Source organism: Pantoea sp. LS15 (assembly GCF_012241585.1).
GTDB lineage: Bacteria > Pseudomonadota > Gammaproteobacteria > Enterobacterales > Enterobacteriaceae > Enterobacter.
In genome coordinates this window covers 119,253-135,792 of the sequence record NZ_JAAVXA010000002.1, presented here as the reverse complement: position 1 = coordinate 135,792, position 16,540 = coordinate 119,253, and the positions used below count along the sequence as shown (strand labels likewise).

Below are 16,540 nucleotides of genomic sequence, written 5' to 3'. Positions count from 1 at the left end.
GTTGCCGTTTTTAGTGTTTACGCCCTCTCCCGTGGGAGAGGGTCGGTATGAGGGCATCAGGCCACACAAAAACTACTTGTCTTCTATCGCCGGTACGTCCGGCCAGGCGTGAACCACGGCTTTAATCAGTGTTGCCAGCGGAATGGCAAAGAACACGCCCCAGAATCCCCACAACCCACCGAAAATCACCACGGATAAGATAATCACCAGCGGATGCAGGTTCACCGCCTCTGAGAACAGTACTGGTACCAGCAGATTACCATCCAGCCCCTGAATAATCAGATACACTGCGAAGCAGCTCCAGAACTCAGTCCCGAGGCCAAACTGGAACAGCGCGACGCCCACAACCGGAATGGTCACCACAAACGCGCCGATATACGGAATAAGAACTGAGAGGCCCACCAGCACCGCCAGTAGCAGCGAGTAGTTCAGACCGAAGATCAGGAAGCCGATCCACGTCGCGACCCCGACCACAATCATCTCCAGCACTTTGCCGCGAATGTAGTTGGTGATCTGCTGGTTCATCTCTTGCCAGACCTGTCCTGCCAGCCCGCGATTACGCGGCAAAATGCGCCTGACGGCGTTCAGCATCTGCTCTTTATCTTTGACCAGGAAGAACACCATTAGCGGGACGAGCACGAGGTAAACCGCCAGCGTCAGCAGCCCGACCAGGGAGGCCAGCGAGTATTTCACCACCGAATCGCCCATGGTCATGATGCGGGCGCGCATATTTTCGGCCATCGCATCAATAATCCCTGCATCCATCAGGGCTGGATAGCGACGCGGTAGCGTGGCGGCAAAATCAGAAAGTTTATTCAACATGCCCGGCATATCGCGGATCAGGTTAATTCCCTGTTGCCAGGCAACCGGCATGACAACAAACGCCATCAGCAGCAGAATGCCGACAAACAACACCAGTACGATGCTGGTTGCCCAGCGACGGGAACAGCCAATATGTTCCAGCCGCACCGTTGGCCACTCCAGCAGATACGCCAGCACAATCGCCACCAGCAGGGGCGCGAGAAGACCGCTGAAGAAGAACAGGATGCCAAATCCGGCGACCAGAATAACCAGCAAAGCAATGGCTTCCGGGTCGCTGAACCGACGCCGATACCACTGCATTAACATTTCGAGCATACAACCCTTCCCTGAATCGAATGGCAGGAGTGAGAATATGAATTGTATCTAACTGTCACAAAAAAGACTTTCGCTTTTTGTCTCACTGTCACGATTCGCAAAAGCCTGATGAATGGGATTTTCTTCATGCTGCAACACGGCTACACTCGCAAGGCGAGCTGCGATGAACGATATGCCGGTTCATCGGTCAAATTAGCACAACCAACATACAGGACAGTGGTTATGTTCAGGCAGTTGAAAAAAACACTGGTTGCAACACTGATAGCCGCACTGACGGTCGGTCAGGTGTTGCCCGCTTTTGCTGACTCGTCCGATTCATTGCCGGACATGGGCACCACAGCAGGAAGCACGCTCTCCATTGGGCAAGAGATGCAAATGGGTGATTACTATGTTCGCCAGTTGCGCGGTAGCGCCCCGCTCATCAATGACCCTTTACTTGTTCAGTACATCAACGGTCTGGGGATGCGTCTGGTTGCGCATGCCGACTCGGTAAAAACGCCCTTCCACTTCTATTTAATCAATAATGACGAAATCAACGCCTTCGCCTTCTTTGGCGGCAACGTGGTGCTGCATTCGGCATTATTCCGTTACTCTGATAACGAAAGCCAACTGGCTTCCGTTATGGCACACGAAATTTCGCACGTCACCCAACGCCACCTGGCACGCGCGATGGAAGACCAGAAACGTAACGCACCGCTGACCTGGGTTGGGGCGCTGGGCTCTATTCTGCTGGCGATGGCCAGCCCGCAGGCCGGGATGGCAGCATTAACCGGTACCCTCGCGGGAACGCGACAGGGGATGATCAGCTTTACGCAACAAAACGAACAGGAAGCAGACCGCATCGGGATTCAGGTGCTGCAACGTTCTGGTTTTGACCCACAGGCTATGCCGAGCTTCCTGGAAAAACTGCTCGATCAGGCACGTTACTCTTCCCGTCCACCAGAAATTCTGCTCACCCACCCCTTACCGGAAAGTCGCCTGTCAGATGCGCGTAACCGTGCCAACCAGATGCGCCCGGTAGTGGTCCAGTCGTCGCAGGATTTCTACATGGCGAAAGTGAGAACGCTTGGAATGTACAATTCCGGGCGTAACCAGCTCACCAGTGATCTGCTGGATTCCCTGGCGAAAGGCAATGTGCGTGAAAAAAACGCCGCCCAGTATGGTCAGGCGTTACAGGCGATGGAAGCCAGCAAATACGACGAGGCGCGTAAAGCGCTGCAACCCCTTCTGGCCGCCGACCCGAATAACCCGTGGTATCTCGATCTCTCGACGGATATTGATCTGGGGCAGAAGAAAACCACCGATGCCATTAATCGCCTGAAAGGGGCGAAGGACGTACGTACTAACCCGGTGCTGCAGCTTAACCTGGCGAACGCTTACTTACAGGGTGGTCAACCTGCTGAAGCGGCGACCATTCTGAACCGCTATACCTTTAATAATAAAGACGATCAAAACGGCTGGGATCTGCTCGCTCAGGCGGAAGCCCAACTGGGCAACCGCGATCAGGAGCTGGCGGCGCGTGCCGAAGGCTTTGCCCTGGTGGGGCGCCTCGATCAGGCTATTTCCGCACTCAGCAGCGCCAGCGCGCAGGTCAAACTCGGCAGCCTCCAGCAAGCCCGTTACGACGCGCGTATCGATCAGCTTCGCGGCCTGCAACAGCGCTTTAAGCCGTACGAGAAGATGTAATAAAGGAGAATTCACGTCATGCCTGACGCCGTAAAAATTTACCACAACCCGCGCTGCTCCAAGAGCCGCGATACCCTGAGCCTGCTGAAGTCTAACGGTATTGACCCGGAAGTGGTGCTCTATCTCGAGACACCGCCGGACGCGCAGACGATCCGCCAGCTGTTGCACATGCTGGGTATGGGCAGTGCAAGAGAGCTGATGCGCCAGAAAGAGGACCTCTATAAGTCTCTCAATCTGGATGACACCCGTCTCACTGAGGCTGAGCTTGTGCAGGCTATGGTTGAAAATCCTAAGTTGATTGAGCGCCCGATAGTCGTGGCAAACGGCCACGCACGTATTGGACGCCCGCCGGAAGACGTACTCGAGATCCTCTAATCCCCCCGCCGCAGCGCGTTCAAAAACGCCTGCGGCGTACTGTCTCCCAGCTTTTTCTGCGCTTTACCCTGGTTATAAAATTCGCACAACTGAATCAGCAACTCTCCGGCAGGTTCACTTTTCACGCGCGGGATAATGTCCTGTAAAGGTACTGCGACCCGTACGGCGCTGTGTTTTTGCGCATGCACTTTTACGGCGATATCTTGCTCCGGCAACGTGATGTAGAAACCAAAAGTCTCAATAGATTGTATAAGTGCCGGGCAAGCTTCAAGTAACGCCTGAACCCAGCGGGTCAGGAGTTGAGGTGATACGCCCGCGTAAAGCCGGGCAAAACACCAACCGCTCACCGGCTCACGCGCCCAGAGCAGATGTTGCTCCCCGCCATCGTCCATATGCAGCGACAAAGGCAGATGATGTAACTCCAGCTGATGCGGCACGATGCCTGCTTTCAGCGCCTTTTTACCCTGCAACGGTGCCCCCTTCTGTGTTGCCGAAGCGGGCTTCAGATAACGGTTCAGGGTCGCTCTGGAAACGGGGATCCCCAGAACGTCATTTACCAGTAACAACAACTCATCCAGCGGTGCGCCCAGTATGTCACGCAGCGTATTGACCAGAGCCACCTGCTCTTGTCTCATCGCTTTGTGTATCACTTTTGGCGTCGTATGGTTATCTGAAACCTGTTCGCGATTGCGCCAGCGCCTGACGGTGGTCACCGAGATCCCAAGCTCAACCGCAAGCTCTCTGTCGCTTTTATCAGACTGCTGGAGGTAGCGACGAATACGTGGCGTAGTCGTGGCATTGGCGTGTAGTTTAATTTCCATCACAAAGCTCCATGAAACCAATCTCATAAGACTTATATAACATCAACGAATGCTTTGTGACCGATTTCACCTTTCGTTCGCCACGCTTCACTGATAATCCACACACATAACATAAACAACACCACTCAATCTTGTACGGAGTTCACAATGAACAATGTTCTGGGATTTCTTGAAGCAAAACTGATGCCGCTGGCGGCCAAAACGGCTCAGCAGCGTCATCTGGGTGCGATTCGCGGTGCCTACGTTTCATTCATGCCATTTATCATCGTCGGCTCTATTCTGCTGGTGATCTCGTCGTTCCCGAATCAAACCTACCAGCAGTTTATGTCTCAGGCCTTTGGTGAAAGCTGGAGTGCTATTATCGAGATCCCGTTTAATGCGGTGTTCTCGACCATGTCGCTGTTCATCAGCTTCCTGGTGGCGTTTCGCCTGGCCGAGCACTACGGTGAAGATCGCATTTCCTGCGGTATTCTGTCGCTGGTCGCCTTCCTGATCCTGACTCCCTTTATCAAAGTGGCTGAAAACGGTGGTATCACCGTGATACCCGTGGAGTGGATTGGCAGTAAAGGGCTGTTTGTGGCGATGATTGGTTCGCTGCTGTGGACGGAGCTGTTCTGCTGGCTGAAGCGCAAAAATCTGGTCATCAAAATGCCTGATGGCGTACCGCCAGCGGTGCAGGAGTCGTTCGCGGCGCTGATCCCGGCGCTGCTGGTGATGATTCTGGTGCTGGTTATCCGCATCGTCTTTGAAAATACCCATTACAACACCATTCACCAGTTCATTTATGAAGTCGTTGCCACTCCGGTGCGCCACTACGGCACCTCTTACTTTGGCGCACTGATGACCGTCTTCAGCATCACTATTCTGTGGTCAGTGGGCATTAACTCAGGCTCAATGATCAACGGCATTATTCGCCCGCTGTGGATGGAGAACCAGACCGACAACATCGCCGCTATTCAGGCCGGCACAACCCCGCCACACATTATTACCGAACAGTTTTTTGACATGATCTGGATGGGTGGCGCAGGGGCAACGCTGTCGCTGGTGATAGCGATGCTGATTTTCGCCCGCAGTAAAAATATGCGTGAAGTGGCCCGGCTTGGTGCAGGAGCCTCGGTGTTCAATATCAACGAGCCTATACTGTTTGGTCTGCCGGTGATCATGAACCCCATTATGCTCATTCCCTTCAACCTGGTGCCGCTGGTGCTGGTCACCGTGCAGTATGCAGCAATGAAAATTGGTGCGGTTGCCGTCACTACCGGGGTGTTTATCCCCTGGACGCTGCCTCCCGTCATCAGCGGTTTTATCGTCACCGGACACCTCAGCGGCAGCGTCATGCAGCTTATTAACCTGCTGATTGGCGCCATGCTGTATCTGCCTTTCATGCGTATCGTGGACAAACAGTACCGCGCGGCGGAAATTGCCACTGTTACGCAATCCGACACCACCCTTGCAAAACAGGAGTAAAGCATGTGGGGAATTATCGCAACCTGGCGAATGGCGCTCGAAGGAGTAACAGAGTCTGCGTCGGCGCTGGCTGCGGGGAAACCGGTCGCTGCGGCGGTGGTGGATGCCGTAGCGACCGTCGAAGACTTTCCGCTTTATAAATCTGTCGGTTACGGCGGGCTGCCAACGGAGAACGGTGAAGTTGAGCTGGACGCTGCTTATATGGATGGCGACACGCTGGCTTTTGGCGCAGTCGGTAATCTGGTGGATATCGCCAACCCGGTACGCGTGGCCCACGCGCTGAGTCGTCAACGCTATAACAGCCTGCTGGTCGGCCAGGGTGCACGGGAATGGGCGCTAAGCCAGGGTTTTGCCAACAAAACCATGCTCACCGACCGTGCAATGCAGCATTACCGCAAACGCTGCCGGGAGACGCTGGATAAGGGCCTGAGTCCCTATGATGGCCACGATACCGTCGGCATTATCGGCCTCGATAAACAGGGTTCGATGAGCGTCGCAACCTCCACCAGTGGGCTGTTTATGAAAAAGCGAGGGCGCATTGGTGATTCACCAATAATTGGCTCCGGGTTTTACTGCGACAGTGAAACCGGTGCAGCCACCGCCACGGGTGTCGGTGAAGATCTGATGAAAGGCTGTACCAGCTATGAAATCGTTCGTCGTATGGCGCAGGGAATGCCGCCGCAGCAGGCTGCCGACTCGGTCGTCTTTGAGCTGGAGGACAAACTTATGTCGCGCTTTGGTCGTGTGGGCGATCTTTCCGTCGTTTGCATGAATAACAAGGGCGAATTTGGCGCCGCAACCAACATCAAAACGTTCTCGTTCGTGGTTGCTACCGCTCGCCAGCCTCTTACCGTGTTTCGTACCGAGCGTCTGCATGAGAAGACACATTATCAGGCCGTGGATGAGGATTGGATGCAGGCTTACGCAGCGCGGATCCGCGCGCCGATTGAGGAACAATGATGATTACATATCAGCTTATTACTGCGCTTTCAGATGCGAAGCCGCAGAGCCATTTAATCGCCCGTACCACCTGCAACCTGCTGCCAGAGACAGCGCTTATCGCCGAGATGCGCGCCCCTGATTGCGTCACGGACACCCGCTTTGGCTGCGCACCTTTTGCCCGAATCACCCTGCTGCCGGATGCGCTCTGGCACGATAATCTAACCGAAGAATTACTCACGGCGCTGCGCCCACTCCTGGCTTCACCCGCCAGTCCTGATGTGGTACTGGACGTCACGGATATCAACGACGTTGTGCTGGCGCAAGTACTGCGTTTTCTCTTTAATCAGGCGCACAGGCTCAGCGACTTAAAGCTAAAGAAAACCAACGAATCAGCGGTACGTCTACAGCATATAACCGCTCTTTGTTTGCCGGAGCAGCAGGACAGACTCGAGGCTATCTTCCACCAGCAGCAGGCCATTGCCCATGGCATGGTGGCGGCACGGCGTCTGGCGGATATGCCATCCGATCGCTGCACGCCTGAGTATGTAGTGGAAGAGGCGCAAAAACTGTGTGCCGACTTCCCCGCCCTGCGATGTGAAGTACTCGATGAAACACAAATCATTGAACAAGGTCTGGGGCTGTTGCACGCCGTGGGCAAAGGGGCATCCTGTCCGCCACGCCTGCTGGCAATTCACTATGACGGAGTCACTGATGGCCCGGTGCGCTGCTACGTGGGTAAAGGCATTACGTTTGATACCGGTGGCTTGTGGCTGAAAGAAGGCGCGGGCATGTACACCATGAAATATGACATGTGCGGGGCGGCAAACGTGCTGGGTCTTATGCTATCTGCGGCAGAGCTGGCGTTGCCTGTTCGTATGATGGGCGTGCTGGCGCTGGCGGAAAACGCGATCGGCCCTGATGCCATGCAACCCGGTACGGTCGCACGCGCCTGCAACGGCACCACTGTTGAAATCAACAACACCGATGCCGAAGGCCGGCTGGTACTGGCAGATGCGATTGCCTGGGCCAGTAAGCAGCATCCGCAGGCGCGCTATCTCATTGATATGGCAACACTCACTGGTGCAGTGGTTAAAGCGCTGGGATATGAACTGAGCGGGCTGATGACGCAGGATGAACCACTGCGTCAGGCACTGACCCGCGCGGGTAAACAGAGCGGCGATGAAGTCTGGTCTCTACCGCTGGATGCCCGGCTGAAAAAGCAGACCGACAGCGCCATCGCCGATCTCTGCAATACACCAGGCAATAACGCGGCAATCAGCGCCTCCGCGGCATGGCTGCTACATCACTTTTGTCCACCAACTATCCCGTGGGCGCATCTGGATATCAGTGGTACGGCGCTGTGGCGTGAGAGCGGGCGAAGCGTGGCGTCGGGCAGACCGATTCCGCTGCTCGTGGAGCACTTACTGGGCGATCGTTAACCGCCCAGGACGAGCAAACTTAAAGCTTGAGGATATCTTTCACAAACGGAATAGTCAGCTTGCGCTGGGCGGTAATGGAGGCGCGATCGAGCTGATCGAGCGTATCAAAAAGGGTACGCATTTCACGATCCAGGCGCTTGAGCAGAAAACGGCCCACGTCTTCCGGCAGCTCAAATCCACGCTGCTTTGCGCGCAGTTGTAACGCCTGAAGCTTGTCTTCATCCGACAGCGGCTGGAGCTTATAGATTTGCCCCCAGTCCAGACGGGAAGCCAGATCCGGCAGACCCAGATTGAGCTGGCGTGGCGGACGATCGCCGGTGATCAGCAGCCGGGTTTTGCCCGACTCCAGAATGCGGTTGTAGAGGTTAAAAATCGCCATTTCCCACGGCTCATCCCCCGCCACGCATTCGATATTATCAATGCAGACCAGTGAGAGATGTTCCATTCCCTCCATCACTTCAGGCACAAACCAGGTACGTTTATCCAGTGGCACATAGCCTACCGCATCACCACGCGCAGAAAGCTCCGCACAGGCGGCATGCAGCAGGTGACTACGCCCCGCGCCTTCGCGTGACCAGATATAGATGTATCCGCTGTGTTCCTGACGCAGCACGTTTTGCAGTGCAGCCAGTAAAGAGGGGTTATCACCCGGCCAGAAACTCGCGAAAGTTTCGTCGTCAGGGAGATAAAGTGGCAGAGAGAGCTGTGCCGGTCCGTTCAGAAATACCTCAACCAGATCTTACATAAAATCGGAACGGAGTTTAACACGGAACCTGTAAGGAGAGAACCGGGCGGATCGCCCACCCGGTTTTACGATCAATGTGACGCTTTTTCGCTTTCGTCAGCGTCCAGCACCACCTCTTCCGGGCGGATCACGGAAATCAGCTTGAAAATCAAGCTCAGGCCCACACCAACGATGGTCGCCAGCGCCATGCCTTTCAGCTCGGCCGCACCGATGTGTACCTTGGCACCGCTCACGCCGATGATCAGAATAACGGAAGTCAGGATCAAGTTCTGCGCTTTGCTGTAGTCCACTTTGGACTCAATCAGTACGCGAATACCAGACGCACCGATTACCCCATAAAGCAGCAGAGAAACACCGCCCATCACCGGTACCGGGATGATCTGGATTGCTGCCGCCAGCTTGCCTACACAAGACAGCAGGATAGCAATGATGGCCGCACCGCCGATAACCCAGGTACTGTAGACACGGGTAATGGCCATCACACCAATGTTCTCACCGTAAGTGGTGTTTGGCGTAGAGCCGAAGAAGCCGGAGATAATGGTAGAGAAGCCGTTAGCAAACATAGAACGGTGCAGACCCGGGTCACGGATCAGATCGCGTTTCACGATATTCGCCGTCACCACCAGGTGACCCACGTGCTCAGCAATCACCACCAGCGCCGCAGGCAGGATAGTGAAGATAGCAAACCATTCGAAGCGTGGTGTATAGAAGGTTGGCAGGGCGAACCAGTGCGCCTGGGCAATTGGCGTAGTATCGACAACACCCATCATAAAGGAGAGCGCATAACCCGCCAGCACCCCGATCAGGATCGGGATAATTGCCATGAAACCACGGAACAGCACGGAGCCAAACACCGTTACACCCAGCGTCACCAGAGAAATGATAATGGTTTTGGAATCCGGTGACTGACCGTCAGCAGACAGTAAACCGGCCATATTCGCTGCCACACCGGCCAGTTCCAGACCGATAACGGCAACGATTGCGCCCATCGCAGCAGGCGGGAACATCACGTCCAGCCAGCCAGTACCGGCTTTCTTCACAATGAAGGACACTACGCAGAACAACACGCCACACATGATAAAGCCGCCCAGCGCCACTTCGTACCCCAACGGCAGCAGCAACAGGACTGGCGAAATAAAGGCAAAGCTCGACCCCAGATACGCCGGGATTTTGCCTTTACAGATAAAGAGGTACAACAGCGTCCCGATACCGTTGAACAGCAGTACGGTAGCCGGGTTAATGTGAAACAGGATTGGCACCAGCACGGTTGCGCCAAACATAGCGAACAGGTGCTGCAAACTAAGCGGGATAGTCTGTAAAAGCGGCGGTCTTTCACTCACCCCGATAGCACGGCGCGTCATAGTGTTTTCCTCTGAGTAGTATTGTTGGTGTTTTATTCAAAAAAAAGCCGACTATCAAAGTCGGCTTATTTATCGTTATTCGATTACTTAGTACCAAAAATCTTATCGCCGGCATCGCCAAGCCCCGGGATGATGTACCCGTGCTCATTCAGCCCCTGGTCGATAGATGCGGTATACAGCTCAACGTCCGGGTGCGCTTTTTCCAGCGCCGCGATACCTTCCGGCGCCGCAACCAGCACCAGCACTTTAATGCTGCTGCAGCCCGCTTTTTTCAGCAGGTCAATGGTGGCAATCATAGAACCGCCGGTTGCCAGCATTGGGTCAACTACCAGCGCCATACGCTCGTCGATGTTAGACACCAGCTTCTGGAAGTAAGGAACTGGCTCCAGCGTCTCTTCATTACGGTAGATACCGACGACGCTGATACGCGCGCTTGGCACGTGCTCCAGCACACCTTCCATCATGCCAAGACCGGCACGCAGAATAGGCACAACGGTAATTTTCTTACCTTTGATCTGTTCAACCTGCACCGGGCCGTTCCAGCCTTCGATGGTGACTTTTTCCGTTTCCAGATCAGAGGTTGCTTCGTAGGTCAGCAGGCTGCCCACTTCAGAAGCCAGTTCGCGAAAACGCTTCGTGCTGATGTCATGCTCACGCATCAGGCCCAACTTGTGTTTAACGAGTGGGTGTTTCACTTCCACAATCTTCATTCTCTTTCTCCTCTGAGGTGGCATCCGCAAAAAAATCGCGGGATTATACCGCTTTTTTCGGATTAGGCCATACCCATCTAGCTTGACGTACATCAAGCAAAAACAAAAAAACCGGAGGCTGGGCTCCGGCTTGAGTGCGGGGTTCTGCCCGGTGGCGCTGCGCTTACGCGGGCCTACGTGTAGTGTAGGTCGGGTAAGCGCTAGCGCCACCCGACAATTACAGGTTATCGCCGTTGCTCGCAATCACCTGCTTATACCAGTCGAACGACTTTTTCTTACTGCGGTTCAGCGTGCCATTGCCTTCGTTATCTTTATCGACAAAGATAAAGCCATAGCGTTTTTTCATTTCGCCCGTACCCGCAGAAACGAGGTCGATACAACCCCACGGGGTATACCCCATCAGATCAACACCATCCTCAACCACCGCTTTTTTCATTTCACGGATGTGTGCTGCCAGGTAGTCAATGCGGTACTGGTCGTTCACCGTACCGTCGCTCTCCTGCACATCAATAGCCCCAAAACCGTTCTCAACGATGAACAGCGGCAACTGGTAGTGATCCCAGAACCAGTTCAGGGAATAGCGCAGCCCCACCGGATCGATCTGCCAGCCCCAGTCGGATTTCTGCACATATGGGTTGGAGACCAGGCTCTTGCTCTCGTCATAATCCAGCTGCGGGTTATCCGCTGTCGCCTGCGTGGCGAAGGACATGTAATAGCTGAAACCGATGTAATCCACACAGCCCTGCTTCAGTGCGGCTTTATCTTCTTCGGTTATATCCAGCGCAAAGCCACGACGCTCAAAGTAGTTGAGCAGGTGCTGTGGATACTTGCCGCGTACGTGAACGTCTGTGAACCAGTAGCGACGATGCATGGCGTTCATCGCCATCATCATGTCGTCCGGGGCACAGGTCAGCGGATAAATCGGGCACATGGCAATCATGCAGCCGATTTGCAGCGACGGGTTAATCTCACGCCCCGCTTTTACCGCCAGTGCACTGGCCACCAGCTCATAGTGCGCGGCCTGGAACATCACCGGCTCACGGTCTTCGCCCGACTCATACTTCAACCCGGAGTTGGTAAACGGCGCAAAGTCTTCGTGGAAGTTCGCCTGGTTGTTGATCTCGTTAAAGGTCATCCAGTACTTCACTTTGTGTTGATAGCGCTGGAAAACTACTTTTGAGAAACGGACAAAGAAATCGATCAGTTTACGGTTACGCCAGCCGCCGTATTCGGTGACCAGATGGAACGGCATCTCGAAGTGCGAGAGCGTGATGACCGGCTCGATGCCATGCTTCAGGCACTCGTCGAACAGATCGTCATAGAATTTCAGGCCAGCTTCGTTAGGCTCCAGCTCATCCCCTTTCGGGAAGATCCGCGTCCATGCAATCGAGGTGCGGAAGCATTTGAACCCTAATTCAGCAAAGAGTTTGATGTCCTCTTTATAGCGGTGATAGAAGTCGATGGCTTCGTGGTTAGGGTAATTTTTCCCCGGCAAGACGCCCTGGGTGATTTCACGCGGCACGCCGTGCGCGCCCGCAGTCATGACATCGGCAACGCTAACGCCTTTTCCACCCTCTTTCCAGCCCCCTTCCAGTTGATGCGCCGCAACCGCACCACCCCACAGAAAACCTTCTTTAAATCCTGACATTCTCTTTCCCTCATTCTGCGTTATTTTCTGCAAAAACAAATACAGAAACCGGTTTCAGTTGAATGATGTGCAAAGGTGATTCCTGTTGCAAGGAGAAAACCGAAACCGGTTTCATTTTCGTGAACAGACTCAAGTTTGGACACATTGGCAGGCCGCACAGAAAAAAAAATCGTCTCACCGAGAATAGGCTCGCAAACGTTTGCCTGGACTGTTAGAATTGCGCCGATTTTTCTTACTAGCTATGCAATCGCGTGGGGACTTGAGCCGTGACCAACAAAACTTCTCTCAGCTACAAAGATGCCGGTGTTGATATTGACGCAGGTAATGCGCTGGTTGACCGAATCAAAGGTGTGGTGAAAAAAACCCGCCGCCCGGAAGTGATGGGTGGTCTGGGTGGATTCGGCGCACTGTGCGCGCTGCCGCAAAAATATCGTGAACCTGTTCTGGTCTCGGGTACTGATGGTGTAGGTACAAAACTGCGCCTGGCGATGGATTTAAAACGTCATGACACGATCGGTATCGATCTGGTCGCGATGTGTGTGAACGACCTGGTCGTTCAGGGTGCTGAACCGCTGTTCTTCCTCGATTATTACGCAACCGGGAAACTGGACGTTGATACCGCAGCCAGCGTGATTAACGGTATTGCCGAAGGGTGTCTGCAGTCAGGCTGTGCACTGGTCGGCGGTGAAACCGCAGAAATGCCAGGCATGTACCACGGCGAAGATTATGACGTCGCTGGTTTCTGCGTCGGCGTGGTAGAAAAATCAGAAATTATCGACGGCAGCAAAGTGGCTGATGGTGATGTCCTGATCGCACTGGCTTCCAGCGGCCCGCACTCTAACGGCTACTCTCTGGTACGTAAAATCCTCGAAGTCAGCGGTTGCGACCCACAGACCACTGAACTGGATGGCAAACCGCTTGCCGATCACCTGCTGGCTCCAACCCGCATTTACGTGAAAAACGTGCTGGAACTGATCGAGAACGTTGACGTTCATGCGATTGCCCACCTGACCGGTGGCGGCTTCTGGGAAAATATCCCGCGCGTTCTGCCGGACAACACCCAGGCAGTCATTGACGAATCTTCATGGCAGTGGCCGGCCGTCTTTAACTGGCTGCAGACTGCAGGCAACGTCAGCTCTCACGAAATGTACCGCACCTTTAACTGCGGCGTGGGCATGATTATCGCCCTGCCGGCAAGCGAAGCAGATAAAGCGGTTAAACTGCTGACAGAGAAAGGTGAAAACACGTGGAAAATCGGTACTATTAAAGCTTCCGATTCCGAACAACGTGTGGTCATTGAATGAAAAACATCGTGGTGCTCATTTCCGGTAACGGAAGCAATTTGCAGGCAATAATTGACGCCTGCAAACAGAAGAAGATCAATGGCACCATTCGGGCAGTATTCAGCAACAAGGCCGACGCGTTCGGCCTTGAGCGCGCCCGGGAAGCAAGTATTCCCGCGCACGCGCTGGAAGCCAGCCAGTTCGCCGGGCGTGAAGCCTTTGACCGCGAGCTGGTTCAGGAAATAGATGCCTACGCGCCTGATGTCGTAGTGCTGGCGGGGTATATGCGTATCCTGAGCCCGGCTTTTGTTGAGCACTATGCCGGACGTCTGCTGAATATCCACCCTTCTCTGCTACCGAAGTATCCTGGTCTGCACACCCATCGTCAGGTTCTGGAAAACGGCGATGAAGAGCATGGTACCTCCGTGCATTTCGTTACCGACGAACTGGATGGTGGCCCGGTGATCCTGCAGGCGAAAGTGCCGGTCTTTGAAGGTGATAACGAAGAAGACGTGACCGAACGCGTACAGGTCCAGGAACATGCCATTTATCCGCTGGTGGTAAGCTGGTTTGTCGACGGGCGTCTGGAGATGCGCGACGGCGCTGCCTGGCTCGACGGCGTGAAGTTACCCCCGCAGGGTTATGCGGCCGAAGAGTAGTGTGTTATGTCGGGTGGCGCTACGCCTACCCGACTTACAAATTGCATTACCCGATATTCCCTTCTCCAACCCTCTAAAATCCCCAACAAAAAAAATAACTGTCATACTTTTCTGGCACTGTTGGACATATCGTGGAAATGCTCGCCATAATAAGGACGAGACGGATTTACCACGTCCTGTGATTGAACTGGAGTGTGAGCTGTAATGGGTCAGGAAAAGTTATATATCGAGAAAGAGCTAAGCTGGTTAGCATTCAACGAACGTGTACTCCAGGAAGCGGCTGACAAAAGTAACCCGCTGATCGAGCGCATGCGTTTTTTGGGTATTTACTCCAACAACCTGGATGAGTTCTACAAGGTTCGTTTTGCCGAACTGAAACGGCGAATCATCATCAGCGAAGAACAGGGCCTAAACTCTCACTCGCGCCATCTGCTGGGCAAAATCCAGTCCCGCGTGTTGAAAGCCGATCAGGAATTTGACGGCCTGTATAACGAACTGCTGCTGGAAATGGCACGCAATCAAATCTTCCTGATTAACGAACGGCAGCTTTCCGTTAACCAACAAAACTGGCTGCGCCATTACTTCAAACAGTATCTGCGCCAGCACATTACCCCGATTCTGATCAACCGCGAAACCGACCTGGTACAGTTCCTGAAAGATGACTACACCTACCTGGCGGTGGAAATTATCCGCGGCGAATCGATCCGCTACGCGCTGCTTGAGATCCCGTCCGATAAGGTACCGCGCTTTGTGAACCTGCCGCCGGAAACCCCGCGCAGACGCAAGCCGATGATCCTGCTTGATAACATTCTGCGTTACTGTCTGGACGACATCTTCAAAGGCTTCTTCGATTACGATGCGTTAAACGCCTATTCCATGAAGATGACCCGTGACGCCGAATATGACCTGGTGCACGAGATGGAAGCCAGCCTGATGGAGCTGATGTCTTCCAGCCTGAAACAGCGTTTGACGGCCGAGCCGGTGCGCTTCGTTTATCAGCGTGACATGCCAGACGCCATGGTTGAAATGCTGCGCGAAAAACTGACGATTTCCCGCTATGACTCCATTGTACCGGGCGGTCGCTACCACAACTTTAAAGACTTTATTGGCTTCCCGAACGTCGGCAAAGCCAATCTGGTCAACAAACCGCTGCCGCGGTTACGTCATATCTGGTTCGATAAGTTCCGCAACGGATTCGATGCCATCCGCGAACGTGATGTCCTGCTCTACTATCCGTATCACACGTTTGAACACGTGCTGGAACTGCTGCGCCAGGCCTCTTTCGACCCGAACGTGCTGGCTATCAAGATCAACATCTACCGCGTGGCCAAAGATTCACGCATCATCGATGCCATGATCCATGCCGCGCACAACGGTAAGAAAGTGACCGTGGTCGTTGAGTTGCAGGCCCGTTTCGACGAAGAAGCCAACATTCACTGGGCTCGTCGTCTGACGGAAGCAGGTGTTCACGTTATTTTCTCTGCTCCAGGCCTGAAAATTCACGCCAAGCTGTTCCTGATCTCCCGTAAAGAGGGTGACGACGTGGTACGTTATGCCCACATCGGTACCGGGAACTTCAACGAGAAAACCGCACGAATTTATACCGACTACTCGCTGCTGACCGCTGATGCCCGCATCACAAACGAGGTACGCAGAGTATTTAACTTTATTGAGAACCCATACCGCCCGGTGAATTTCGATTATCTGCTGGTGTCACCGCAGAACTCGCGCCGTCTGCTGTACGATATGATCGATAAAGAGATCGCTAATGCTCAGAAAGGGTTGTCATCCGGCATCACGCTGAAGCTCAACAATCTGGTCGACAAAGGTCTGGTTGACCGCCTGTACGCGGCGTCCAGTTCCGGTGTACCGGTAAACCTGCTGATCCGCGGTATGTGCTCCCTGATCCCTGAACTGGAAGGCATCAGCGACAATATTCGCGTCATCAGCATTGTTGACCGTTACCTGGAACACGATCGAGTCTATATTTTTGATAATGCGGGTGACAAACAGGTTTACCTCTCTTCTGCAGACTGGATGACACGCAATATTGACTATCGAATTGAAGTCGCGGCACCGCTGCTGGATCCGCGACTGAAGCAACAGATCCTCGATATCATCGAGATTCTGTTCAGCGATACGGTGAAAGCACGCTATATCGACAAAGAACTCAGTAACCGCTATGTACCGCGCGGCAACCGCCGTAAAGTGCGGTCGCAACTGGCGATTTACGACTATATCAAATCACTCGAGCAACCCGATTAACC

General features: G+C 54.0%; 14 protein-coding genes. 8 read left to right on the top strand and 6 right to left on the bottom strand.

Annotation, left to right across the window (positions count from 1 at the left end; genetic code table 11):
- Nucleotides 1–72: 72 nt before the first annotated feature.
- Entirely contained in the window at nucleotides 73–1,137 is a 1,065-nt protein-coding gene (locus HED65_RS04055; RefSeq protein ID WP_114977550.1) for an AI-2E family transporter, read from the bottom strand.
- A gap of 222 nt (nucleotides 1,138–1,359) precedes the next feature.
- Between HED65_RS04055 and bepA the strand changes: the two genes are divergently transcribed.
- On the top strand, nucleotides 1,360–2,823 hold the full coding sequence (bepA, locus tag HED65_RS04050) for a beta-barrel assembly-enhancing protease (RefSeq protein WP_028016132.1): 1,464 nt from the start codon (nucleotides 1,360–1,362) through the stop codon (nucleotides 2,821–2,823).
- 18 nt (nucleotides 2,824–2,841) lie between these two features.
- Entirely contained in the window at nucleotides 2,842–3,198 is a 357-nt protein-coding gene (gene arsC / locus HED65_RS04045) for an arsenate reductase (glutaredoxin) (protein WP_114977549.1), read from the top strand.
- Here arsC and HED65_RS04040 read toward each other — a convergent pair.
- Complete coding sequence (locus HED65_RS04040) at nucleotides 3,195–4,019, bottom strand: XRE family transcriptional regulator (RefSeq protein ID WP_114977548.1); 825 nt, start codon at nucleotides 4,017–4,019, stop codon at nucleotides 3,195–3,197. The two genes, arsC and HED65_RS04040, sit on opposite strands and share 4 nt — an antisense overlap.
- 147 nt (nucleotides 4,020–4,166) lie before the next feature.
- Between HED65_RS04040 and celB the strand changes: the two genes are divergently transcribed.
- From celB to HED65_RS04025, 3 genes are read left to right on the top strand one after another with little or no spacing between them, the layout of a single operon-like run.
- Complete coding sequence (celB, locus tag HED65_RS04035; protein WP_114977547.1) at nucleotides 4,167–5,486, top strand: PTS cellobiose transporter subunit IIC; 1,320 nt, start codon at nucleotides 4,167–4,169, stop codon at nucleotides 5,484–5,486.
- 3 nt (nucleotides 5,487–5,489) lie between these two features.
- On the top strand, nucleotides 5,490–6,446 hold the full coding sequence (locus HED65_RS04030) for a glycosylasparaginase (protein ID WP_114977546.1): 957 nt from the start codon (nucleotides 5,490–5,492) through the stop codon (nucleotides 6,444–6,446).
- On the top strand, nucleotides 6,446–7,867 hold the full coding sequence (locus HED65_RS04025; RefSeq protein WP_114977545.1) for a leucyl aminopeptidase family protein: 1,422 nt from the start codon (nucleotides 6,446–6,448) through the stop codon (nucleotides 7,865–7,867). Before HED65_RS04030 ends, HED65_RS04025 begins: the two co-directional genes overlap by 1 nt.
- Before the next feature lie 19 nt (nucleotides 7,868–7,886).
- Here HED65_RS04025 and HED65_RS04020 read toward each other — a convergent pair whose 3' ends face one another.
- The 4 genes from HED65_RS04020 to HED65_RS04005 all read right to left on the bottom strand — a co-directional run bounded on the left by HED65_RS04020 (nucleotide 7,887) and on the right by HED65_RS04005 (nucleotide 12,331).
- Nucleotides 7,887–8,588, bottom strand: coding sequence for a DnaA inactivator Hda (locus HED65_RS04020; protein WP_218064865.1), 702 nt, complete (start codon nucleotides 8,586–8,588; stop codon nucleotides 7,887–7,889).
- Nucleotides 8,589–8,683: 95 nt separating this feature from the next.
- A complete protein-coding gene (uraA, locus tag HED65_RS04015) occupies nucleotides 8,684–9,973 on the bottom strand; it encodes a uracil permease (protein WP_114977543.1) in 1,290 nt (429 codons plus the stop codon).
- 83 nt (nucleotides 9,974–10,056) lie between these two features.
- Nucleotides 10,057–10,683: a uracil phosphoribosyltransferase gene (upp, locus tag HED65_RS04010; protein WP_008501641.1), complete on the bottom strand. Its 627-nt coding sequence runs from the start codon at nucleotides 10,681–10,683 to the stop codon at nucleotides 10,057–10,059.
- Nucleotides 10,684–10,900: 217 nt separating this feature from the next.
- Nucleotides 10,901–12,331 (bottom strand): 6-phospho-beta-glucosidase, encoded by a 1,431-nt coding sequence (locus HED65_RS04005; protein ID WP_114977542.1) that lies wholly within the window; start codon nucleotides 12,329–12,331, stop codon nucleotides 10,901–10,903.
- A gap of 266 nt (nucleotides 12,332–12,597) precedes the next feature.
- On the opposite strand from HED65_RS04005, the gene purM reads away from it, so the two are divergent.
- The 3 genes from purM (at nucleotide 12,598) to ppk1 (ending at nucleotide 16,538) form a co-directional block, all read left to right on the top strand.
- On the top strand, nucleotides 12,598–13,635 hold the full coding sequence (purM, locus tag HED65_RS04000; protein ID WP_114977541.1) for a phosphoribosylformylglycinamidine cyclo-ligase: 1,038 nt from the start codon (nucleotides 12,598–12,600) through the stop codon (nucleotides 13,633–13,635).
- A complete protein-coding gene (purN, locus tag HED65_RS03995) occupies nucleotides 13,632–14,273 on the top strand; it encodes a phosphoribosylglycinamide formyltransferase (protein WP_114977540.1) in 642 nt (213 codons plus the stop codon). The genes purM and purN overlap by 4 nt, the downstream gene beginning before the upstream one ends.
- A 204-nt stretch (nucleotides 14,274–14,477) precedes the next feature.
- Complete coding sequence (ppk1, locus tag HED65_RS03990; protein WP_114977539.1) at nucleotides 14,478–16,538, top strand: polyphosphate kinase 1; 2,061 nt, start codon at nucleotides 14,478–14,480, stop codon at nucleotides 16,536–16,538.
- Nucleotides 16,539–16,540 lie beyond the last annotated feature (2 nt).